The following is a 21141-nucleotide window of genomic DNA, read 5'->3' as shown; positions in this document are numbered from 1 at the left end:
GAAGCCCATAAAAGAAAGGCAGCCGAGGGAATAAGACCCGCATGTTCGCAAAAATCCTGATCGCCAATCGCGGCGAGATCGCCTGCCGCGTCATCAAGACGGCGCGCAAGATGTGCATGGCCACCGTCGCGGTCTATTCGGATGCCGATCGCGACGCCGTGCATGTCGAGATGGCCGACGAGGCTGTGCATATCGGGCCTTCGCAGGCCGCGCAGAGCTATCTGGTGCCGGAGAATATCATCGCCGCCTGCAAGGCGACCGGTGCTGAAGCCGTGCATCCCGGCTACGGTTTTTTGTCCGAACGCGCATCCTTCTGTGAAGCGTTGGAGAAAGAAGGCATCATCTTCATCGGCCCGAAACCCAAAGCGATCAGGGCGATGGGCGATAAGATCGAATCGAAGAAATTCGCAAATGCTGCGAACGTGTCGACGGTACCCGGCTGGCTTGGCACCATCGAGAATGCGGGTCATGCCGAGAAAATAGCCGGCGAGATCGGCTATCCCGTGATGATCAAGGCCTCGGCCGGTGGCGGCGGCAAGGGCATGCGCATCGCCTGGAGCAAGGCCGAGGTGCGCGACGGGTTCGACCGGGCGCGATCCGAGGCCAAAAGCTCGTTCGGCGACGACCGCGTCTTCATCGAGAAGTTCGTGGTCAATCCGCGCCACATCGAGATCCAGGTGCTGGCCGACGCGCACGGCAACGCGCTTTACCTCGGCGAGCGCGAATGCTCGATCCAGCGCCGCAACCAGAAGATCGTCGAAGAGGCGCCTTCGCCCTTCCTCGACGCCAAGACCCGGAAAGCCATGGGCGAGCAGTCGGTGGCGCTGGCCAGGGCGGTCGACTATCAGAGCGCCGGCACGGTTGAGTTCATCGTCGACGGCGAAAAGAACTTCTATTTCCTTGAAATGAATACGCGATTGCAGGTCGAGCACCCGGTAACCGAGCTCGTCACCGGCATCGATCTGGTCGAGCAGATGATCCGCATAGCCGCCGGCGAAAAGCTCGCTATCAAGCAAAGCGATGTCAAGCTGAACGGCTGGGCGGTGGAAAGCCGGCTCTACGCCGAGGACCCGTATCGCAATTTCCTGCCGTCGATTGGCCGGCTGATGAGATACCGGCCACCGGAAGAGGGACGGTTCGGCGACGTCGTCGTCCGAAACGATACCGGCGTCACCGAGGGTTCGGAAATCTCGATGTTCTATGATCCGATGGTCGCCAAGCTGTGCACCTGGGCACCGACGCGGCTCGCCGCCATCGACGCCATGTCGGAGGCGCTCGACAGCTTCGTCGTCGACGGCATCGAGCACAACATGCCGTTCCTGGCGGCGCTGATGCAGCATCCGCGCTGGCGGGAAGGGCTGATTTCGACCGCCTTCATATCAGAGGAATATCCTGATGGCTTCGCGCCGATCGCGCCTGATAGCCAGGAAAAGGCCATTTTCGCAGCCATCGCCACCGCGGTCGAACTGCTGCGCCGCGACCGGCTCGACCGGCTGGGCGGGCGGCTGGCGCCGCATTCGGGTGCCCTGAAACGCGACTGGGTGATCAAGATCGGCGAGGATTACCTTTCGGCCTCTGTCCTTGGAGGCATGATTTCCATTCCGCTGGAGCTCCACATGTCGATCGACGGTGGCAAGGCGCTGACGGTGGCGTCCGACTGGCGGCCGGGCGATCTCATCTGGCGCGGCACGGTCGGCGACCGCAGGGTTGCCGCGCAGATCAGGCCGGTGCCGAACGGATTTCGCATCGCCTGGAAAGGCATGTCGGTGACGGCACGCGCCATGCTGCCGCGCACCGCGGAGCTCGAAAGGCTGATGCCGGAAAAAGTGGCGCCCGACACGTCGAAGATGCTGCTCTGCCCGATGCCCGGCCTCGTCGTGTCGATTGCCGTTGCCGAGGGGCAGGAGGTCAAGGCCGGCGAGACGCTGGCGGTCGTCGAGGCGATGAAGATGGAAAACGTGCTGCGCGCCGAGCGCGATCTTACCGTGTCGAAACTCAAGGCTAAGCCGGGCGACAGCCTCGCAGTCGATGCGGTGATCATGGAATTCGCGTGAGGCTGAAACCCGCCTCGACGCCCGTCAGAAGTTGGCGGGACAGCGCCCTTTCTGCATCCTACGAGATTGGCGAAAGCCGAGATGACAGCCAATCCCACCACTGGAGGGGGAGATGTCAGGCAGGACAGGGGGGCACGAAGGAACGCGACTTCCAAAGCACGCTCACTGGAGGATGGACGAGGCGAGGCGGTGAGGTATTCAAATTTTCTGCTGTCGCAACGTATTTGTTCTTGCTTTGTTCCGGCAGCTATGTTACTAATCTGGGTAAGGTGCTGGTTGGCGCCGACGGTTTTTTGTTTCAGGCTTCTTTTCGACTAACGTGGTGGGTGCTGCGGACTTAACTCGGCTCCTCGCGCCACGGCTCGACGTCGCAAAGGGCGTCAATCCACGCATGAAAACTTGGTGCAACCTCATCGACGGTTCCAAAGTCGTGATCGAAGAACCAAATTGCCCGCATGCCGGCGCTGTCACCGCCGAGCTGGTCTGCATTGAAGCAGAACTTGTTTCCGGACCCATCGCTCGCGATAGCTACAAGCCGATCAGGCATCCCGATCTCACGCCAGCTAAGCGTTTCCTCAACGATCTCCTTAGGAGAATAGAAGTCATGAAGATCGTGCAGATCCAGTTCACGCTCGACGATCGCGTCTAACAGCGCGATTGTCGGCCGAGGCAACCCGACGTCAAGTACTGCTTGTCGATAGTCTTCGGGAAAGTGGACGCCCAGCTGCTCCTCAGCAGCACCCAAATCCTCCTCTGAGACTGACTCAGGGGGATATGTAGGGATGGTCCACTTCTCAACGAATCGCGAAAGTGACATGCGCGCTACTTCCAACACGGAGTAGACTTAGCAGCTTGGGAACGCATGGCAACGCCCGCTTCCCAGCCATCTCGGTGAATCCCAGTTTATGGGTTCACGGCCTAATCACTACCGCTGGACTCGTGTTACCTCCTGCCGGACAATACATTTTCCCGGCTGAGTCCTTTCAAGCGGCGCTAAAAAATACCATGGCGAATGAGACACTTCCACGCGACCCGTTGCGGCGTGAGGCCTTCATGAAGGCATCGCGGCCGGAAGCGCCTGCGCGGCCGTTCATTCATCTGCGCGTGCATTCGGCCTATTCGCTGCTCGAAGGCGCACTGCAGGTCGGCACCGTTGTCGGCCATGCGGTGAAGGATGACGCGCCGGCCATCGCCGTCACCGACACCAACAATCTGTTCGGCGCGCTCGAATTTGCGCAAAAGGCGGTAAAGGAGGGCATTCAGCCGATCATTGGCTGCCAGACCGCTCTCGCCTTTTCCGGTGAAGCCAGCGACAGCCAGCGCGACCGCAGACGGCAAGGCCCGGAAATGCGGCCCGTGGTCCTGATCGCGGCGACCGAGGCCGGCTACAGCAATCTGGTCAGGCTGGTCAGCCGGGTCTATCTCGAAACGCCGCCCGGCGAGGCCGTGCATCTGACGACCGAGATGCTGCACGGCCATTGCGACGGCCTGATCTGTCTCAGCGGCGGGCCGCGCGGCCCGATCGGCAATGCTCTGAAAGAGGACCGCCGCGACCTCGCCGAGACGCGGCTTTTGGCGCTCAAGGCGCTGTTCGGCGACCGGCTATATGTCGAGCTGGAACGGGTTTCCGGTTATGACCGGGCCATCGAAAAATCGTCAGTCGACCTCGCCTACATCAATGACTTGCCGCTGGTTGCCACCAACGAGGCGTTTTTCTCCTCGCGCGACGACTATGAGGCGCATGATGCGCTGATCGCCATCGCCGAAGGTTCGGTGGTCGCCGTGGACAATCGCCGGCGCCTGTCGCCCGACAATTTTCTGAGAAGCCAGGCTGACATGGCGAGGCTGTTCGCCGATCTGCCGGAAGCGATCGACAACACCGTCGAAATCGCGCTGCGCTGCTCCTACTATCCCAAGACCCGCAACCCGATCCTGCCCCGCTTTGCCGGCGGCGACGTCGCCGACGCCGATGCGGCGGTGAAGGCGGAGGCGCAGGAGCTTGCCAGACAGGCGCATGAAGGGCTGGAGGCGCGGCTCGCAGCGCACGGCCCGACCGCTGGCTACACAGCCGAACAATATCGCGAAAGGCTGGATTTCGAGCTCGGGGTGATCGAGAGGATGAAATATCCCGGCTACTTCCTGATCGTCGCCGACTTCATCAAATGGGCGAAGGCGCAAGGCATTCCGGTCGGGCCGGGCCGCGGATCGGGCGCCGGCTCGCTGGTTGCATATTCGACGACCATCACCGACATCGATCCGCTGCGCTTCTCGCTGCTGTTCGAGCGCTTCCTCAATCCAGACCGCGTGTCGATGCCCGACTTCGACATCGATTTCTGCCAGGACCGGCGCGAGGAGGTCATCCGCTACGTCCAGCAGAAATACGGACGCGACCAGGTCGGCCAGATCATCACCTTCGGCACGCTGCAGGCCCGCGCAGTGCTTCGCGATGTCGGCCGGGTGCTGCAGATGCCCTATGGCCAAGTCGACAAGCTCTCTAAGATGGTGCCGTCGAACCCAGCCAATCCGGTCAAGCTCGCCGACGCCATCGCCAACGAGCCGCGCTTTGCCGAAGAGGCCGAGCGCGAGCCGATCGTGCAGACGCTGCTCGACATGGCGCAGAAGCTGGAAGGGCTCTACCGCCACGCCTCGACGCATGCCGCCGGCATCGTCATCGGCGACCGGCCACTGTGGGAGCTGGTGCCAATGTACCGCGACCCGCGCTCCGACATGCCGGTCACCCAGTTCAACATGAAGTATGTCGAGCAGGCCGGGCTGGTGAAGTTCGACTTCCTCGGCCTGAAGACGCTGACGGTGCTGGAGACCGCGGTCAAGCTGATCCGCCGCCGCGGCATCGAGATCGATCTCGCCCACATTCCGCTCGATGACCCCGATACCTATGCCATGCTGTCGCGCGGCGAAGTGGTCGGCGTGTTCCAGGTGGAAAGTGCAGGCATGCGCAAGGCGCTGATCGGCATGCGCCCTGACTGCATCGAGGACATTATCGCGCTGGTCGCGCTTTACCGGCCGGGGCCGATGGAGAACATCCCGACCTACAACGCCAGAAAGCATGGCGAGGAGGAGATGGCGTCGATCCATCCAAAGATCGACCATCTGGTGAAGGAGACGCAAGGCGTAATCGTCTACCAGGAACAGGTGATGCAGATCGCGCAGGAGCTTGCCGGCTATTCGCTGGGCGAAGCCGATTTGCTGCGCCGCGCCATGGGCAAGAAGATCCGCGCCGAGATGGACAAGCAGCGCGAGCGCTTTGTTTCGGGCGCGGTCGAGCGCGGCGTCGGCAAGCCGCAAGCCGACTTCATTTTCGACCTGCTGGCAAAGTTCGCCGACTACGGTTTCAACAAGTCGCATGCGGCCGCCTATGCCGTCGTCTCCTACCAGACGGCCTATCTGAAGGCGCACTACCCGGTCGAGTTCCTGGCCGCGTCGATGACGCTCGACATGGGCAACACCGACAAGCTCGCCGATTTCCGCCAGGATGCGCTGCGCCTCGGCGTCGACGTCGTGGCGCCGTCGGTGATATCAAGCTTCCGAGCCTTTGAAGTCGGCGAGAACCGGATCTTCTATTCGCTGGCCGCGCTCAAGGGCGTCGGCGACGCGGCGGTCGAGCACATAGTCGCCAAGCGCGGTGAAAAACCGTTCAAGAACCTCGCCGATTTCTGCGAAAGGGTCGATCCGAAAATCGTCGGCAAGCGGGTCTTCGAAAGCCTGATCATGGCCGGCGCGCTCGACTGCTTCGGCCACGACCGCGCCGCGATGATGGCGGGCGTCGAGCGGATGATGGGGCTGGCGTCGCTGGCGCAGCAGAATGCAATGTCGGGCCAGCACGACATTTTCGGTGCTTCGCTTGGCGCACAGTCGCAGGCGCTCAACCTGCCGGCGACCGACCCGTGGCTTGCCGCCGACCGCCTGCACCGTGAATTCCAGGTGGTCGGCTTCTATCTCTCCGCGCATCCGCTGGACGAATACAAGGCGGCGCTGCAGAAGATGCGGGTGCAGAACTGGGCCGAGTTCTCGGCCGCGGTCAAACGCGGTGCTGCCGCCGGGCGGCTTGCCGGCACGGTCACCACCAAGCAGGAGCGCAAGACGCGCACCGGCAACAAAATGGGCGTCGTGCAGTTCTCCGACACGTCGGGCCAGTATGAAGCGGTGCTTTTTTCCGAAGGTCTGGCGCAGTATCGCGACCTGCTCGAGCCCGGCCGATCGGTGGTGATCACCGTTTCGGCCGAGGACAGGCCCGAAGGCGTCAATCTGCGCATCCAGACCGTGCAGTCGCTGGAGGACGAGGCAAGCCGCATCCAGAAGGCCTTGCGCATCTTTGTCAGGGATGACCGACCGGCGTCGGCGATTCAATCGCAGCTTACCCAGCGCGGCGATAGCCAGGTGAGCATTATCGTCATCAAGGATGAGGCGCAGGGCGAGGTCGAGATCGAACTGCCCAACCGTTACCGCGTCTCGCCACAGATCGCGTCGGCCATGCGCGCAGTGCCGGGCGTGGTGGAAGTAGAACTGGTGTGAGCTAACGGGATTGGCACAGCCTCGTGTGTTCGGACCGTGTTCCGCCAAGCCGGCGCCAGCATGCCCAGCGCCGGATTGCCCGGTGACATTGCCACTGGTATCGTGAGGTCGGCCCGCCATGCCATCAACTCGTCTTTTCGGTTGTTGGCCTGGCTCTTTCGGCGGCCGGGGGAGAGCCTCATGGACGAGCGGACAGCTGCTGCCGAACTCCAGAAAATGGTCAATGGGTTCCAGGTATCTCAGGCGGTATGCGTCGCCGCCACACTGGGCATCGCAGACCGTCTCAAGGACGGAAAACGCACCAGCGGCGAACTTGCCGCGTTGACCAATACCCATCCGCAAGCGCTCTACCGGCTGCTGCGCGCCCTGGCATCGGTCGGCGTGTTCCATGAAGCGGAAGACCGGTTTTTCTCGCTGACCCCGGTTGGTGGCGCATTGCGATCCGATGTTCAGCATTCGGTCGCACCGTGGGCGATTCTGGCCGGACGGCCGTATTTCCGTCAGGCATGGAGCGATCTGCTGCACAGTGTCAGCACCGGCGAAAATGCCTTTCGCCACGCTCATGGCAAGGGCGTTTGGGAATACCGGGCGGAGCATCCGGAAGAGTCCGCCATCTTCGACCGGGCGATGACGGCCATGTCGCGTGGCGTCGCCGCCGCGGTGATCGCCGCCTATGAGTTCCGGCCGTTCTCTGTTGTCATGGATGTCGCGGGCGGGCAGGGCGCGCTGCTTGCCGAAATTCTCTGCCGCAATCCCGGCCAGCGCGGCATTCTTTTCGATCAGCCGCAGGTCGTGGCGAAGGCCGGCCCGGTCTTTGACGCCGCGGGCGTGGCCGATCGATGCGACATCGTCGCCGGCGATTTCTTCGTCTCAGTGCCCGAGGGCGCCGATGCGATTGTGCTTAAATGGATCCTGCATGACTGGGACGACGACACAAACATCCGGATCCTGAAAACCTGCCGCCGGGCGATGCGCCCAGACGGCAAACTGCTGGTGCTTGAGAGCATTCTGGCGCCGCCCAACGAAGGCGCCGGCGCAAAATTCGGCGATCTGAACATGCTGGTCATGCCGGGCGGGCAGGAGCGCACGGCAGAAGAATTCGAGTTGCTGCTTGCGGCGTCGGATTTCCAGGTCGCCAATATCGTTGAAGCTGGACCTCGCATCAGCATCATCGAGGCGGAACCGGTCTGATCGCTTTCCGGGTCTAAAACGCTCCGGATGTTCTCAAGCCACAGCGGCTTCACCGTGCTCTGCCCCACTGGACGGCTGTCGCAGCGAGCGTTATCGCAGTTGTCATGAAGGCGCCAGACAGGGACGGAGCTCGGGATTCAGCCTTGACGCGGCTGCGCGGCACGCTGCGCAAACTCTATCACGGGCGCACGCCCGCGGCTTTCCGGTTTCAACTGGTTGCCATCATAATCGACCTTGCCATCATCGCCTTCTTCATCGCCACACCGGTGATCCAGGAGTCGCCTTCGTTCCTCTGGCTCGATTATTCCGTGGCAGCGCTTGTCGCCGCCGACATGGTTGCGCGGCTGCTTGCCTCCAACGACATGCTGCGCCTGATGAAACAGCCGGCGTCGTGGGTCGATGCATTTATCCTGCTGACGCTGCTGATGCCTTCAGCGCTGGCCAATCTGGGTTTCCTTCGCATATTGCGGCTGTGGTCGCTGTCGCGCAGCGGCGCGCTGTGGCGGTATCTCGAGATGCGCGGCCTCAGGCGATGGCGCGAGGCGAGCCACGCAGTCATCAATCTCCTGACATTCCTCCTTGTCATCACCGGTTTTGTCTACACCTTCTTCTTCCGCACTGGGGCCGGTCTCGAAGGCTATGTCGACGCGCTCTACTTCACCGTCGCCACGGTGACCACGACCGGCTTCGGTGACATCGTTCTGCCGGGTATCGCCGGCAAGCTCACCGCCATCGTCACCATGATCATCGGCATATCGTTGTTCGTCAGGCTGGCGCAGGCGCTCTTCCGTCCCAACAAGGTGTTTTTTCCTTGCCCGCAATGCGGCCTTCAGCGGCATGAAGCCGACGCGGTCCACTGCAAGGCGTGCGGGCATATCCTCAACATCCCCGACGAAGGCGACTGAGATGCGAGGTTAGAGCGCGGTTTTGGTGGAACTAAACCGCGCTCTAACTCTTTGCTTTCACGCATTTTGTCGGACGCCAAACGAAGATCCTTGGCTGCAAAATGCTAAGACGCTGCCACTTCCGCTGGTTTGCTCGCTTTTTTCTGCAGATTGAGCAGATTGCCCAACAGGATCAGCAAGGCGCCGCCGGCGGTGAAAGCATCGATCTGCTCGTGGTAGAGCAGCCAGCCGATCAGCGCTGACAGCGGCACGCGCAAAAAGTCCATCGGCGAGATGACGGTCGCGTCGGCATAGGCGAGTGCGCGGGCCATGCAGAAATGCGACGACATGCCGGTGAAGGCGATCAGCAGGATCCACGGCCATAGTTCGAGCGGCGGGTTGCGCCATTCGTAGAGCGCCGGGATAAGGCCGAGCACCGACTGTATGACCAGCATCCAGAAGATGATGGACACGACGCTGTCCGTCCGCGTCAGCGATTTGACCACGACCACAGATATGCCGAAGCAGACCGCGGCACCCAGCACGACGATATGTCCCGGATCGACGGAGCCGACGCCCGGACGGACGATGATCACCACACCGATCAGTCCGAGCACGATGGCCGCAAGTCTTGGCCGGCTTAGTCTTTCACCAAGAAAGCCGACCGCCAGAATGGCCGTCCAGATCGGCGTCGTGAATTCGATGGAGATCAGCACGGCCAGCGGGATCAGCGTCAAGGCGTATAGCCATGCCGCCTGGCCGACAAAATGGACGACATTGCGAGCGATATGAGCCAAGGGGCGTTTGGTGCGCATTGCCGCAAAACCGCCTGATATCATCACCAGCGGCAGGAGGATGAAAAGGCCGATCACCGAGCGCAGCTCCAGCACCTGGAATACGTTGAGCTCGGCCGTCGTGGCGCGGCCGGCGACCGACATCGTCAGAAACGATGCGATCGACAGCGCCATCCAGAACGCGGCCTTGGGGATCGAGGGTGAGGGTGCCATGCGCGCTATGTCGCAAGCCGGGACTTTCACCGCAACCGCTAGTCGACGCATTCGGCTGGGCCAGAAGCGTCGTGTTGCAAAACGGTCATGTTGAAGGCGGAACCTGCCGTCACGGCGGGCGTTGGTCCAACAGCCAGTTCATTGGAAATATCGTCGTTCCGATATCAACGAGGAGAGATCCCATGAAATCATTTGCACGATTTGTACTTGCCGGCTGCCTGACGGCTGCGGCTGGCGCGGCTCATGCCGACGAGGCCGATTTTCTCCGCTCGTTCGAGGGAAACTTCGCCGGCAAGGGGACCGTCAAGGTAACCACCGAGGCGCCGACGGTGAGCGTCTCCTGCCGCTTCAATTCCGACGCGACATCGAGCTCATTGTCGCTGGACGGCACCTGCCGCGGTCTCGTCGTGGTGACGCGCGCCATCAGTGCCGATCTGAAGTCCCGCGGGACGAAGTACACCGGGACCTATGTCGGGTCCCGCACCGGGCCGGCGCAGCTCAGCGGCAGGCGCTCAGGCAATGCGATCAATCTCGGCATCCGTTGGGCGAAGGAGGTCAACGGCGATCGCACGGCGCAAATGACGGTCGAGAAGAACGGCGAGGACGGCATGCGGCTGACCGTTATCGACGTCGATCCGAAAACCGGCGAGCGCGTTTTGACCAGCCGGATCGACTTGAGGCGCATCTGACAGCCGCTCTATCTTTTGTTGAGCATGATCTTTTCCGAACCGGATTCCACTTTTCGCTTAAGCGGAGCTCTCGGTTCAGAATCATGCTCAGTCCTCGATCAGCTCGGGCGGGTGGGCGTTGCGGCCCTTGCCGAAGGTGTAGCCGGTCTCCACCGCCCTGCGGCCGAACTTGTCGCGCAGCGTGTCGATGGCGCCTTCGGCCATGGCGCGCTTGCGCGACTGGATATCGACGAGGTCGGGCGGATCAGCCTTTTCATCATTCGAAAGGTCGCTGACACCGATGCCGAGCAGCCGGTATCTCGTGCCATCCGCCTCCTTGCGCAGCAGCTCGAGCCCGGTCGAAAAAATGCGGTCGGCCAGCCGTGTCGGGTCGCCGAGCTGGCGGTTGCGCGTGCGGGTCTTGAAATCCTGGGTCTTCAGCTTCAGCACGACGGTGCGTCCGGCAATGCCGGATTTCTTCAGCCGCCCGGAAACCTTTTCCGAAAGCGCTCTCAGCACCGAAACCAATTCATCCAGGGAAGCGATATCGGTGTCGAAGGTGGTCTCCGCCGATACGCTCTTCGCATCCTGGTCGGGATGGACGCGGCGGTCGTCCTCACCGCGTGACAGATGGTAGAGCCGGTTGCCCATCACGCCATAGCGGCGCATCAGGTCGCCGCGCTCCATGCGCTGCAACTGGCCAATCATCCGGACGCCGTCCCGTTCAAGCGTGGCGGCGAAAGCTTTTCCCACACCCCAGATCAGCGTCACCGGCTGCTCGGCCAAAAAGCCTGATGCCTCAGCCTCGCCGATCACCGAAAAGCCGCGTGGCTTGCGAAAGTCCGATGCCACCTTGGCCAGGAACTTGCAGTAGGAAAGGCCTGCTGAAACGGTGATGCCGATCTCCTTCTCCACGCCAAGCGCGAAGCGGGCCAGCACCACCGCCGGCGGCAAGCCATGCAGACGCTCGGTGCCGGCAAGATCCAGAAATGCTTCGTCGATGGAGATCGGCTCGACCAGCGGCGTCAGCGCCTGCATCATGGCGCGCACCTCGCGGCCGACGCGTGCATATTTTTCCATGTCCGGGGGGATGACGACCGCTTCCGGACAGGCTTCGAGCGCCTTGAACATCGGCATCGCCGAGCGCACCCCGTTGATGCGCGCGATATAGCAAGCGGTGGAGACGACGCCGCGCTTGCCGCCGCCGATGATCAACGGCCGGTCCTTCAGCGCTGGGTTGTCGCGCTTTTCGACCGCCGCGTAAAACGCGTCGCAGTCGATATGGGCAAGATGCAGCCGGTAGAGCTCCGGATGGCGGGCAAGCCGTGGACTGCCGCAGCGTTCGCAGCGCCGTGCCTCGCTGTGCTGGAAGGTCAGGCAGTCGCGGCAAAAACCGTGATCGGGATTGTTGACAGAGGCCGACATCGCTGCGAACATAAAGAGAACAAAGGCAATGGTACGTCAGGACGGACGCCACGGCAAGGCGGTGGGCCGGGAGAGAGCTCATGAATACGACCATAGCGCCGCTGGTGCCTGAACTTTGGGCTGATTTCGAAGATCTTTTCGGTAAGCAAGGCGCCTGCTACGGCTGCTGGTGCACACATTTCCGGCTGTCGCCGGCAGCGCGCCGCGCCAGCAACCGGGAGCGCAACAAGGACCACATCAAGGCGCGGATCGAGGCCGGGCCACCACCGGGCCTGCTGGCGTTCGAGGATGGCAAGGCGGTCGGCTGGATGCAGATCGGCCCGCGCGCCGACGTGCCCGAATGGAACAATAAGGGCAGGGGATCGGCGCCGGTCGATCCTGCCGACGCCACGGATCCGGGCGTCTGGGCGATCTCCTGCTTCTTCATCCGCGTCAAGGCGCGCGGCAGGGGCGTGACGCACCGGCTGGTCGAAGGCGGCATCGAGTTTGCTCGCCAGAATGGCGCGCGGCTGGTCGAGGCGTGTCCGATCGACCTGTCGAAAGATTCGCGTTCGATCGGGCTGTTCGTCGGCTCGTCGCGGGTCTTCGAGAAAGCCGGCTTCGAGAGGCTGGTCGAGCGCAAGGCGGGCCGACCGCTGATGCGATTGGTGCTTTAATCAGTGTGCTGTGCGCGCCGCTGCCGCGACGGTCGCTCGACGGCGGCCAAATCTCGTAGCCGGCCTGCATAATCAGACGGTTGACATCCAGCAGGAATAAATCCGCCTGCGGCCCGTTCCTCCTCGGATTTTTCCTTGGAGGCTATCAATGTTTCATTTTTCCCAGACCACTCGCTCGATCCGGTTTGTCTGTCGGCCGGAAGATTATGGCGTCATCGCGCCGCCAGTAGCAGCCAAGACGGTTCTGCCGGACTGGTTCCGCAAATTGCCGGCAGTCGATTCGCAGCAAGCGTCGGCCACCAACAATGGTCTGACCGTCAAGCGCTGCATGCCGTTTCTCGATGCGATGACAACCGGCTGGATCCTGCCGCTCGCGGCGACCGTCCGCCTTGAGATCAAGGACGGCGGCCGCGCCGTCGATGCCGGCTGGGAGTTCGACAGGGTGATGGTGAGCAATCATGGCGCCCATCAGGTCGCCGGCAACCCGAAGGAGCCGGCACCCCCATGCAAATTTCACAATTACTGGTCGATCCGGACCCCGCCGGGCTGGAGTTGTTTGTTCCTGCCGCCGCTCAACAGGCCGGCTCAGCCTTTCGAATGCGTCGCCGGCATCGTCGATACCGATAGGTACGCAGCCGACATCCATTTTCCGTTTTTCGCGACCGCGCCCGACGGCCTCTACGTCATCGAAAAGGGCACGCCGCTCGTCCAGGTCATACCGGTTCGCCGCGAAGATGCCGCACTCAAGGCGGAAATCCGGGCGGAGACCGGAGCCGAGGCGACGGAGCGCGAAACTGTTTATCGCAACACGATTGCGGGCGAAGGCTGGTATCGCAAATGGGCCCGCGCGGCCCGCTAGACCTTTTTGCGGAGAAGAATGCGAAACGGGGCCGCTAGGCCCCGTTTCCTGGTGAATTGCTAGCGGAACCGCCAGTTGCGCGGACCGCGATCCGAACTGTTCGAGTTCGAATTGGAGGAGCTGTTCGACGATGAGTTCGAATTCGAGTTGCTCGACGAATTGGAGCTGGAGTTCGAACTCGAATTGCTCGACGAGTTGGAGCTGGAATTCGATGAACCGTTGGACGACGAATTGGAGCTCGAATTTGACGAACTGTTGCCCGCGACGATGAAGGCACCTTCGCTTTGGCTGGTCATTGCGGCCGGCGGACCCTCGGTCTCCGGTGACGCCGCGGGATATTCCTTCGCCTGCGCCGCGGTGCTCGCGAGCGCTGCCATTCCTGCGACCAGTGTCGACTTGAGTTTCCAGTGTCTTGTCATGGTAGTTACTCCTTGTTTCAGACTGGACCGGCAGTTGCGGTCCGGCGGAGTAACGGGCGATTGCCGGCTTTATTCCATTCAGAGAAAGCCGGATTCCATTTAGAGAACGGGGGCCGTTGCAGCTTCACTTCCGGTCCTTCTGACGGACCTCGGTCAACGCTTGGACTTCCTCCTCGGCTGACATCGGAGCGCCCGCTTCGATCGCCGAAAGATAGGCGTCGAGGGCTTCGGTCGACGAGGCCGGGGCATAGCCTCCGGCGTCGCCGGGGGCCACGACCGCGAAGCTGACGCGCCATTCGTCGCCGGAACGGCAGGCGACCGACACCACCGTGGAGCGGTCCTGCGAGTCAACCTCGAATTCTCGGCACAAATCCTGCGAATTGTTGCGAAAGGTAGCGATAGCCCGGAATCGGTCACTGATCCCGGCGAGCCTGATTTCCTTGCCGGATTCGACCGTTTCAAGGGCTTGGGCCAGGGCCGGCCTAATGACGCCGGCAACCCATAGCCCGCCTTGCCTGCGTTCGTTGGTACCTGCTGCCCAATACCCGGTGAGCGCGCCGACGACGGCCGCCGCGAGAGAGGCGGCAATCGGCAGCCTCCAGTGAGACCTCGATGGAGGCGCCGCTATGCGCCCCCCGCTGAAGCGCAATACCGATGCCGCCTTCTCGCCGGCGGGCCTGGCCTCGATCATTTGCTCAACGGCGGCGACAAGATTTTCGGGAACCGGCTCGTCGAGCAGCGGCTTCAGCGCGGCCTGCGCCTGCGCTCTGGTTTCGATGAACATGGCAACCCTGGTAACCAGACCGTCATCGATCTCCATCGCCTGCTCGATCCTGGCGACCGTCTCCGGATCAAGCTCACCATCGGCGAACCGCATCAGGATCTCGTCCGAAAAGGTCTCTTCGGTCATTTGCTAGCCCCTTTTGTGACCGCAGAACGGGTGGGAGCCATGGATATTCCCGTCGCCTCCGCCAGATTCTTTCTCGCCCGGGCCAGTCTGCTCATCACCGTCCCGATCGGCACGGCAAGGACTTCCGCGGCTTCCTTGTAGGAAAGCTCTTCGACACAGACCAGAAGCAGCACGTCGCGCTGATCGCCGGCAAGTTCGCCAATGGCTTGCGCCACGCTGTTCAGCGCCAGCCGCGCCTCCATCTCGCGCTCACCGGAGATGCCGGCGATGTCATGGCGCTCGTCGACATCGTCCTGCGGGCCGGCGACCTTGCGCCTGCGGATGTCATCGATCCACAGATTTCGGAGAATTTTGAACATCCACGCGTCGAAGCGCGTTCCTTGCTCGAAACGCTGCTCGTTGGCGAGCGCCCGTTCGCAGGCTCGCTGAACGAGATCGTCCGCAATATCGCGGGACCGGCAGAGCGCAATCGCGAACCGGCGGAGATTCGGGAGAAAAGCGACAAGCTGGTCTTGGACGCGGTCGGTTTTTTCCGGCATGTTGCTCCAAGTTATTTTGGAATAAAGCGGCCCCGCACCCGTTTCCTCGCAAAGCTAGCTTATTGCCGGATAGGTCCGCTAGCCTCGCGATGTTGAAAATCGGCAACGGCGGAAATGTGAGGGAGATATGGGCGCCACCTCCTGGCTGAGACCAAGAGCCCTGCTGCCTTTCTGGGTAGCCGTCGCGTTAATGGTCGATCTTCATCCGACGGGCGGCCTGCTGGTGCTCGGAGAGTTCGGACCAAAATCGGCGTTCGCCGATGATGACGGTGGTGGTGACGATGGTGGTGGTGATGACGGTGGCGGCGGTCAACCCGGCTCGTCGTCTGGTGGATCGGGAGCGATTCCCCGCCGGTCGACCGGAACGAATCTGTTTCGCACGCTTACCGATCGGTTTCTTCCGCGTCCGCCAAGACGCGGCGGCAGACGCGCGCAACGGCCCGCCGTCCCTTTGCCGTCTCGGGCGCCGGACCAGATCGTAGCGACCGGGCTGAGTTCGGCTGAAATCGGTCGGCTTCAGGCAACGGGCTTCACCGTCCTTGACCGCACCGACATCCAGCTTCTGGGGTCGGAGCTGGTCCGGCTGCGCATACCGCCCAACATGCCGCCGGAGGCTGCGCGCGATCTTGTCATCGACGCCGCTCCGCAGTCGACAGCGGATTTCGTGCATTACTACCGGCCCGGACAAGAAGCCGAATGTGCCGGATCCCACTGCGGCGCCGCAGGCCTGATCGGCTGGCCGACCGATACCGGTCTTCCCGCCGGTTGCGGTGGCAATGTCACGATCGGCCTCATCGACACGGCGATCAATCCTGCGCATGCCGCCTTCGCGAATGGCCGGGTCGAAGTTCTTCGCCTTTCGGACCACGGCTTTCCCGAGTCCGGCCGCCAGCACGGCACCGCCGTCGCGGCGCTGCTCGTCGGCGGCGCCGACAGCCGTACCCCGGGCCTCCTGCCGCACGCTAGGCTCATCGCGGTCGATGCGTTTCACCGGGGCGATCGCCAGGATGACCGCTCGGACGTCTATGATCTTCTTCGCGCACTTGATCTTCTTTCCGTGCGCGGCGTGCAGGTGACGAATATGAGCCTGTCGGGTCCTGCGAATGCCCTTCTCGAGCAGTTTGTCCGAAAACTTTCCGAAGGCGGCATGGTGATCGTCGCCGCTGCCGGCAATGGAGGTCCCAAGGCCGGACCTGCCTATCCGGCGGCCTACGCGGAAGTGATCGCGGTGACGGCGGTGGACCGCATGAAACGCCCCTACAGGCGTGCCGGCCGCGGCGAGCATATCGACCTGGCCGCCCCCGGCGTCGAAGTATGGACGGCCGCGTCGGTCAGCGGCGCACGGCCGAAGACCGGTACCTCCTTCGCGGCGCCGTTTGTTGCCGCCGCAGCGGCGTTGATGAAGTCGGCAAACAGCAGCGCCACCGCAGCCGACATTCATGATGCGCTCGGCAAGTCGGCGGAAGATCTGGGCGCGCCCGGCAAGGACGCCGTCTTTGGTTGGGGCCTGCTCAATGCCCGCGCCGCTTGCGTCGTCACGCCGAAGAAGGCGATGTGAAGCTCCGATGACGCGAGCTCTTGCTGGGGCGACAGGCTGATGCATCGTCGATGCTGGCGAACACCGCGATCGGGCAGGGCGCATTGCATCAACCGCGTCGCGCCGCGCCGCTGCTTCATGAACGGTGACCGGGACCTAGCGCTCAGGAGGGATTGCACCTCACCCGTTTCGGCTTACGGTTGCGATTGGAGTTTTCTACCAGAAGAATAGCAACGGAGATTCTGCGTGAACCGTGTTCTGCCGGCCGTCTTTGTTCTCGCGCTCAGCGCGCCTGCCTTAGGCCAGACCGTCGATGGCGAGGGTGCGAAGCAGCTATCCGAAAATTTGTCTCGCTACATCGGCAGCAAGGCGATCGACAGCGGTTTCCTGAAGGTTTCCGTGGAAGGCGACGCTTACAAACTCGCCGTCGACTTCAAACCTGTCGTGAACCTGTTGGCGACGCAGCATTCCTTCAAGTTCGACTTCAGCCCCTACGCATTCCTCGTCAAGCCAAGCAGCAACGGGACGTGGAATGTCTCTGCGGATTTGTCGCCAAGCGGGTCCTTCGAGTTCATGGGGCCGGAAGGCCCGCAGAGCATGCAATTCTCGATCAAAGACAGCAAGTTCACCGGCGTCTATGACACCGAACTGGCGGCTTTCACCAGCGCCACACACTCGACGGCCGGGATGACGATGAAAACCCGGGACACCATGCAGCGCGCGGAGGTGAGCACCGGCGCCGGTACTGCCACTATGAACGCAAGCCAAGCTGCGAATGGCGGCGTGGATTTCACCGCGACGCAGACGATCGCCGATTTTGCCGAAACGCTTGATTTTGACGATCCCAAAAGCGGGCTGAAATTCCCGCTTACAATCAAATCGCCAGAACTGTCGGTGAATGCGACCGGCAAAGGAATGCGGACAAAGCCATTTCTCGACCTGCTGGCATTTGCCGTCGCCAATGAAGACGAAGCCAAGCTGAAGGCCAACCAGGCGCAGCTCAAATCGCTTTTACTCGCCGCGCTGCCGCTGTGGGAGCGGATCGACGGAAGCTACGGATTCAAGGATGTCACTGTCGAAAGCCCGGTCGGGCATTTCGGAGCGACGGAGCTGGGCACCAGCTTCGGGACCGACGGCATCGCCCAGAACGGAGCAGTCAACTATACGATCAAGGCCGCAGGATTGACGATCCCTCAGAATCTTGTGCCCGCCTGGGGTACGGCGCTGCTGCCCACGGACATCAATCTGAATTTCGGCGGCGCCAACATCGGTCTCGACAGCATGGCGAAAAAGGCGATCGAGGCCTTTGATCTCAACAAGAATCCGCCGTTGCCGGCCGACTTTGGCGATCAGATCAAGGCTGATTTCATGGCCAAGACGCCGAAATTTGTCATCGGCCACAGCACGATGAAGAAGGGCGACATGGAAATCGCGATGGAAGGCGAGATAACGTTCCCCGGCATGAAGCCCGAGGCAAATGTGACGATCGATATCGCAGGCTATGACAGAATTGTGGAAAGCCTGCACGCGGCGGCGAAGTCGGAGCCGGAAGCCGCGCAATATGTGCCGGTGGCGCTTGCGATCAAGGGCTTCGGCAAGACGCTGCCGGACGGTCGCATCGAATGGGTCGTCAACGGCAAGCCGGACGGTTCGGTCACGGTCAATGGTGTCATGGTGAAGCCGGCCGATCCGGTTGCGAATGATGAAGGCGACGACAGCGAAGAAGAAACGACGCCGTAGGCGTTTTCGCGATCCGGTCGTCGCTCATATCGAATGTTCATGGTCGTCGTCGCCAAGCGGCAGTGCCCGCAGCGCCTTGCCGACGGAAGCCGGCGGCGTGCCGGTCTCCGCCGCGAACCGCATGAGCGTCGGCTCGTGGGCGAGGATGAACTGCAGCACGCCGGCCAAGAAACCCGGCTCGCCGGCTGCCTGGCGGATGGAATGCGCCTCGATGCCGGTGATCGCCAGAAAACGGGGCAGAAGTTCCGGATCGGCGGCGACGAAGCCTAATGCCTTCACGGCAATGGTCTCCGCTTCCTCGCGCATTGACGCTGCGTTTGCCATCACTACCTTCTTGCGCGGTGGAATGAGTCTCTTTTTGGCAGTAATCGCAAGCGTCGCCTGCGGCAAGCCATCTAACTCTGCAATGCGGTGTCCGAGGTGAAATCCGAAGCTTTTCCGGCAGCCGGTTTCCGTTTCGTCAATTATATTGCCGTAGAGTCGAGCAGTGTTTGGTGCGTACCGGCGAGGGCGCATGACGGCAACCTTCGAGCGGAAGGCAGGCCGAGACGGGAATTTGATGCCTAAGAAGGTCATGATCGTCGAGGACAATGAGCTCAACATGAAGCTCTTTCGGGACCTCATCGAAGCGAGCGGTTACGAGACGGTACGCACGCGCAACGGCCTGGAAGCGCTGGATCTGGCGAGACTGCACAAGCCGGACCTTATTTTGATGGACATCCAGTTGCCCGAAGTGTCGGGGCTGGAGGTGACCAAATGGCTGAAGGAAGACGACGACCTCCATGTCATACCGGTCATTGCCGTCACTGCGTTCGCGATGAAGGGCGATGAGGAGCGTATCCGCCAGGGTGGCTGCGAAGCGTATATTTCCAAGCCGATCTCGGTTCCGCGTTTCATCGAAACCATCAAATCCTACCTGGGCGACGCCTGATGCGCCCTTCCAGCCGAGCCGGAGCTTTATGAGATGACTGCACGGATCCTCGTCGTCGACGACATCCCTGCCAATGTGAGGCTGCTCGAGGTCCGGCTGCTTGCCGAATATTTCGAGGTGCTGACCGCCACGAACGGGCTGGACGCGATCGAGACCTGCGAAAACGGCAAGGTCGATGTCGTGCTGCTCGACGTGATGATGCCTGACATGGACGGGTTCGAGGTCTGCCGGCGGCTGAAGAGCGACCCGGCGACGTCGCACATCCCCGTCGTCATGATCACCGCGCTCGACCAGGTTTCGGACCGGGTGCGCGGCCTCGAGGCCGGTGCCGACGATTTTCTGACCAAGCCGGCCAACGATCTGCAGCTGATGACGCGCGTCAAAAGCCTGGTCAGGCTGAAGACGTTGACCGACGAGCTGCGCTTGCGCGCCTCGACCACGCGCAATATCGGCATCGAGGAGCTGTTGAGCCGCAACTTCGCGTCCGCAGACACCACGCCGAAGGTTCTGCTCATCGACGAGCGCAAATCCTCCTTCGAGCGCGTCCAGAAAATGCTCCGCGGCACCGCCGAACTCGACATCGCCACCGATCCGCATGCCGGCTTCTTCCAGGCCGCCGAGACGCCCTATGAATGCGTGATGATCTCGACGGCCTTTGCCGATTTCGATCCGCTCAGGCTCTGCTCGCAACTGCGTTCGCTCGATCGCACCCGTTTCGTGCCGATCATCCTTCTGGCGCAGGAGGGTGAGGAGGGGCGCATCATCCGCGGCCTCGAACTCGGCATCAACGACTATCTGATGCGGCCGATCGACCAGCAGGAGCTGACCGCTCGGCTACGCACGCAGGTGCGCCGCAAGCGCTACAACGACCAGCTGCGTGCCAGCGTCACCCAGACCATCGAGATGGCGGTGACCGACGCGCTGACTGGGCTGCACAATCGCCGATACCTCGACAGTCACCTGCAGACGTTGTTCGACCGTGCCGTAGCGCGGCGACGGCCGCTGTCGATGATGATCACCGATCTCGACCGCTTCAAGACGATCAACGATGCACATGGCCATGACGGCGGCGACGAGGTGCTGCGCGAATTTGCGCGGCGGCTGCGCAAGAATGTGCGCGGCATCGATCTCGCCTGCCGTTTCGGTGGCGAGGAGTTCGTCGTGGTGATGCCGGACACGGACGGCGCCGTCGCCGAAAAGGTCGCGGAGCGCATTCGCGCCGAAATCGCTCTTATGCCGTTTGCAGTCGGTCACGACGGCAAGACGATCGAGGTTACCGTCAGCGTCGGCGTGTCGTCGGTGCTGAAGGGCGTGGACACGGTTGCCGGGCTGATGAAGCGCGCCGATCTCGCGCTCTACGAAGCCAAGAGCGCCGGCCGCAACCGCGTCGTCGCCAAGGCGGCGTAAGGCCAATTCTCCATTCAGTGCGACAGGGTTACGAATTTACCTTAATGCAAGCGATTCGCCGGCCTTGGTTAAGAAATTGTTGATTTTCACAGGCTGTTGCGCAAATGTGCAGATCAATGACGGAACCGGCGCGAGGTAGATAGCCGGATCGATCCGAAGAATACCCCATGATTCAGGTCCGCCGCATCTCCTGGGTCCGTGGGGTCGGCCGGCCGGCGCTGGCACATAGTGGCCTCCTCGTACCGCTGCCAAACGCCGACCGGCCCCCAAAATGCATCAAGACTCTGCGACAAGCATTGGACATTTTGGACTTTTTCGAGCCTTGAAAACCAAAACGCCGCCCATAGGGGCGGCGTTTTGGCTTTAAAGCAGGAAACCAGA

General features: G+C 62.1%; 19 protein-coding genes. 12 read left to right on the top strand and 7 right to left on the bottom strand.

Annotation, left to right across the window (positions count from 1 at the left end; genetic code table 11):
• Positions 1–41 precede the first annotated feature (41 nt).
• Positions 42–2054 (top strand): acetyl-CoA carboxylase biotin carboxylase subunit, encoded by a 2013-nt coding sequence (locus CIT31_RS23095; RefSeq protein WP_095520512.1) that lies wholly within the window; start codon positions 42–44, stop codon positions 2052–2054.
• Between the two features lie 337 nt (positions 2055–2391).
• Here the strand turns inward: CIT31_RS23095 and CIT31_RS23090 are convergent, their stop codons facing one another.
• Positions 2392–2871: an SMI1/KNR4 family protein gene (locus CIT31_RS23090; protein WP_095520511.1), complete on the bottom strand. Its 480-nt coding sequence runs from the start codon at positions 2869–2871 to the stop codon at positions 2392–2394.
• A gap of 236 nt (positions 2872–3107) precedes the next feature.
• Here CIT31_RS23090 and dnaE point away from each other — a divergent pair, with 236 nt between their 5' ends.
• The 3 genes from dnaE to CIT31_RS23075 all read left to right on the top strand — a co-directional run bounded on the left by dnaE (position 3108) and on the right by CIT31_RS23075 (position 8683).
• Entirely contained in the window at positions 3108–6587 is a 3480-nt protein-coding gene (gene dnaE, locus CIT31_RS23085; RefSeq protein ID WP_206073402.1) for a DNA polymerase III subunit alpha, read from the top strand.
• Positions 6588–6767: 180 nt separating this feature from the next.
• Entirely contained in the window at positions 6768–7778 is a 1011-nt protein-coding gene (locus tag CIT31_RS23080) for a methyltransferase (protein ID WP_095520562.1), read from the top strand.
• A gap of 104 nt (positions 7779–7882) precedes the next feature.
• On the top strand, positions 7883–8683 hold the full coding sequence (locus CIT31_RS23075) for a potassium channel family protein (RefSeq protein WP_095520509.1): 801 nt from the start codon (positions 7883–7885) through the stop codon (positions 8681–8683).
• A gap of 104 nt (positions 8684–8787) precedes the next feature.
• Here CIT31_RS23075 and CIT31_RS23070 read toward each other — a convergent pair whose 3' ends face one another.
• Positions 8788–9669 (bottom strand): DMT family transporter, encoded by an 882-nt coding sequence (locus CIT31_RS23070; protein ID WP_095520508.1) that lies wholly within the window; start codon positions 9667–9669, stop codon positions 8788–8790.
• A gap of 182 nt (positions 9670–9851) precedes the next feature.
• Between CIT31_RS23070 and CIT31_RS23065 the strand changes: the two genes are divergently transcribed.
• Positions 9852–10358: a hypothetical protein gene (locus tag CIT31_RS23065; RefSeq protein ID WP_029353042.1), complete on the top strand. Its 507-nt coding sequence runs from the start codon at positions 9852–9854 to the stop codon at positions 10356–10358.
• An 87-nt stretch (positions 10359–10445) separates the two neighbouring features.
• Here the strand turns inward: CIT31_RS23065 and CIT31_RS23060 are convergent, their stop codons facing one another.
• The gene (locus tag CIT31_RS23060; RefSeq protein WP_095520507.1) at positions 10446–11774 is read right to left on the bottom strand and encodes a DNA polymerase IV; all 1329 of its coding nucleotides are present in this window, start codon (positions 11772–11774) and stop codon (positions 10446–10448) included.
• Between the two features lie 68 nt (positions 11775–11842).
• Between CIT31_RS23060 and CIT31_RS23055 the strand changes: the two genes are divergently transcribed.
• The 3 genes from CIT31_RS23055 to CIT31_RS34375 all read left to right on the top strand — a co-directional run bounded on the left by CIT31_RS23055 (position 11843) and on the right by CIT31_RS34375 (position 13799).
• Positions 11843–12418 (top strand): GNAT family N-acetyltransferase, encoded by a 576-nt coding sequence (locus tag CIT31_RS23055; RefSeq protein WP_095520506.1) that lies wholly within the window; start codon positions 11843–11845, stop codon positions 12416–12418.
• Between the two features lie 148 nt (positions 12419–12566).
• Positions 12567–13277, top strand: a complete 711-nt coding sequence (locus CIT31_RS23050) for a DUF6065 family protein (RefSeq protein WP_095520505.1) — start codon at positions 12567–12569, stop codon at positions 13275–13277.
• 111 nt (positions 13278–13388) lie between these two features.
• Positions 13389–13799, top strand: coding sequence for a hypothetical protein (locus tag CIT31_RS34375; protein ID WP_165778532.1), 411 nt, complete (start codon positions 13389–13391; stop codon positions 13797–13799).
• A gap of 21 nt (positions 13800–13820) precedes the next feature.
• Here the strand turns inward: CIT31_RS34375 and CIT31_RS23040 are convergent, their stop codons facing one another.
• The 3 genes from CIT31_RS23040 to CIT31_RS35765 all read right to left on the bottom strand — a co-directional run bounded on the left by CIT31_RS23040 (position 13821) and on the right by CIT31_RS35765 (position 15458).
• Positions 13821–14606 (bottom strand): anti-sigma factor family protein, encoded by a 786-nt coding sequence (locus CIT31_RS23040; protein ID WP_095520503.1) that lies wholly within the window; start codon positions 14604–14606, stop codon positions 13821–13823.
• Positions 14603–15145 carry an RNA polymerase sigma factor gene (locus tag CIT31_RS23035; RefSeq protein WP_029353034.1) on the bottom strand — a complete coding sequence of 181 codons (543 nt, stop codon included), beginning with the start codon at positions 15143–15145 and terminating at the stop codon, positions 14603–14605. Before CIT31_RS23035 ends, CIT31_RS23040 begins: the two co-directional genes overlap by 4 nt.
• Positions 15146–15332: 187 nt before the next feature.
• Positions 15333–15458, bottom strand: coding sequence for a hypothetical protein (locus CIT31_RS35765; RefSeq protein WP_280950354.1), 126 nt, complete (start codon positions 15456–15458; stop codon positions 15333–15335).
• 138 nt (positions 15459–15596) lie between these two features.
• Here CIT31_RS35765 and CIT31_RS23030 point away from each other — a divergent pair, with 138 nt between their 5' ends.
• Together CIT31_RS23030 and CIT31_RS23025 are read left to right on the top strand one after the other, a co-directional pair.
• Positions 15597–16703, top strand: a complete 1107-nt coding sequence (locus tag CIT31_RS23030) for a S8 family serine peptidase (protein WP_245316430.1) — start codon at positions 15597–15599, stop codon at positions 16701–16703.
• 225 nt (positions 16704–16928) lie between these two features.
• Positions 16929–18422, top strand: a complete 1494-nt coding sequence (locus CIT31_RS23025; RefSeq protein ID WP_095520501.1) for a hypothetical protein — start codon at positions 16929–16931, stop codon at positions 18420–18422.
• A gap of 24 nt (positions 18423–18446) precedes the next feature.
• Here the strand turns inward: CIT31_RS23025 and CIT31_RS23020 are convergent, their stop codons facing one another.
• A complete protein-coding gene (locus CIT31_RS23020) occupies positions 18447–18746 on the bottom strand; it encodes a DUF3572 domain-containing protein (protein ID WP_095520561.1) in 300 nt (99 codons plus the stop codon).
• Positions 18747–18996: 250 nt separating this feature from the next.
• On the opposite strand from CIT31_RS23020, the gene CIT31_RS23015 reads away from it, so the two are divergent.
• Both CIT31_RS23015 and CIT31_RS23010 read left to right on the top strand, forming a co-directional pair.
• On the top strand, positions 18997–19353 hold the full coding sequence (locus CIT31_RS23015) for a response regulator (RefSeq protein WP_287247952.1): 357 nt from the start codon (positions 18997–18999) through the stop codon (positions 19351–19353).
• 33 nt (positions 19354–19386) lie between these two features.
• A complete protein-coding gene (locus tag CIT31_RS23010; RefSeq protein WP_065009485.1) occupies positions 19387–20760 on the top strand; it encodes a PleD family two-component system response regulator in 1374 nt (457 codons plus the stop codon).
• The last annotated feature ends 381 nt before the right edge of the window (positions 20761–21141 follow it).

Origin of the sequence: Mesorhizobium wenxiniae (assembly GCF_002284535.1) — a bacterium.
Taxonomy (GTDB): domain Bacteria; phylum Pseudomonadota; class Alphaproteobacteria; order Rhizobiales; family Rhizobiaceae; genus Mesorhizobium; species Mesorhizobium wenxiniae.
This window is presented reverse-complemented; position numbering and strand designations above follow the sequence as displayed.

Coding starts and splice junctions, on each gene's coding strand:
- CIT31_RS23095 (WP_095520512.1), top strand. CDS start 42: ATGTTCGCAAAAATCCTGATCGCCAATCGCGGCGAGATCGCCTGCCGC.
- CIT31_RS23090 (WP_095520511.1), bottom strand. CDS start 2,871: ATGTCACTTTCGCGATTCGTTGAGAAGTGGACCATCCCTACATATCCC.
- dnaE (WP_206073402.1), top strand. CDS start 3,108: ATGAAGGCATCGCGGCCGGAAGCGCCTGCGCGGCCGTTCATTCATCTG.
- CIT31_RS23080 (WP_095520562.1), top strand. CDS start 6,768: ATGGACGAGCGGACAGCTGCTGCCGAACTCCAGAAAATGGTCAATGGG.
- CIT31_RS23075 (WP_095520509.1), top strand. CDS start 7,883: ATGAAGGCGCCAGACAGGGACGGAGCTCGGGATTCAGCCTTGACGCGG.
- CIT31_RS23070 (WP_095520508.1), bottom strand. CDS start 9,669: ATGGCACCCTCACCCTCGATCCCCAAGGCCGCGTTCTGGATGGCGCTG.
- CIT31_RS23065 (WP_029353042.1), top strand. CDS start 9,852: ATGAAATCATTTGCACGATTTGTACTTGCCGGCTGCCTGACGGCTGCG.
- CIT31_RS23060 (WP_095520507.1), bottom strand. CDS start 11,774: ATGTTCGCAGCGATGTCGGCCTCTGTCAACAATCCCGATCACGGTTTT.
- CIT31_RS23055 (WP_095520506.1), top strand. CDS start 11,843: ATGAATACGACCATAGCGCCGCTGGTGCCTGAACTTTGGGCTGATTTC.
- CIT31_RS23050 (WP_095520505.1), top strand. CDS start 12,567: ATGTTTCATTTTTCCCAGACCACTCGCTCGATCCGGTTTGTCTGTCGG.
- CIT31_RS23040 (WP_095520503.1), bottom strand. CDS start 14,606: ATGACCGAAGAGACCTTTTCGGACGAGATCCTGATGCGGTTCGCCGAT.
- CIT31_RS23035 (WP_029353034.1), bottom strand. CDS start 15,145: ATGCCGGAAAAAACCGACCGCGTCCAAGACCAGCTTGTCGCTTTTCTC.
- CIT31_RS23020 (WP_095520561.1), bottom strand. CDS start 18,746: ATGGCAAACGCAGCGTCAATGCGCGAGGAAGCGGAGACCATTGCCGTG.
- CIT31_RS23015 (WP_287247952.1), top strand. CDS start 18,997: ATGATCGTCGAGGACAATGAGCTCAACATGAAGCTCTTTCGGGACCTC.
- CIT31_RS23010 (WP_065009485.1), top strand. CDS start 19,387: ATGACTGCACGGATCCTCGTCGTCGACGACATCCCTGCCAATGTGAGG.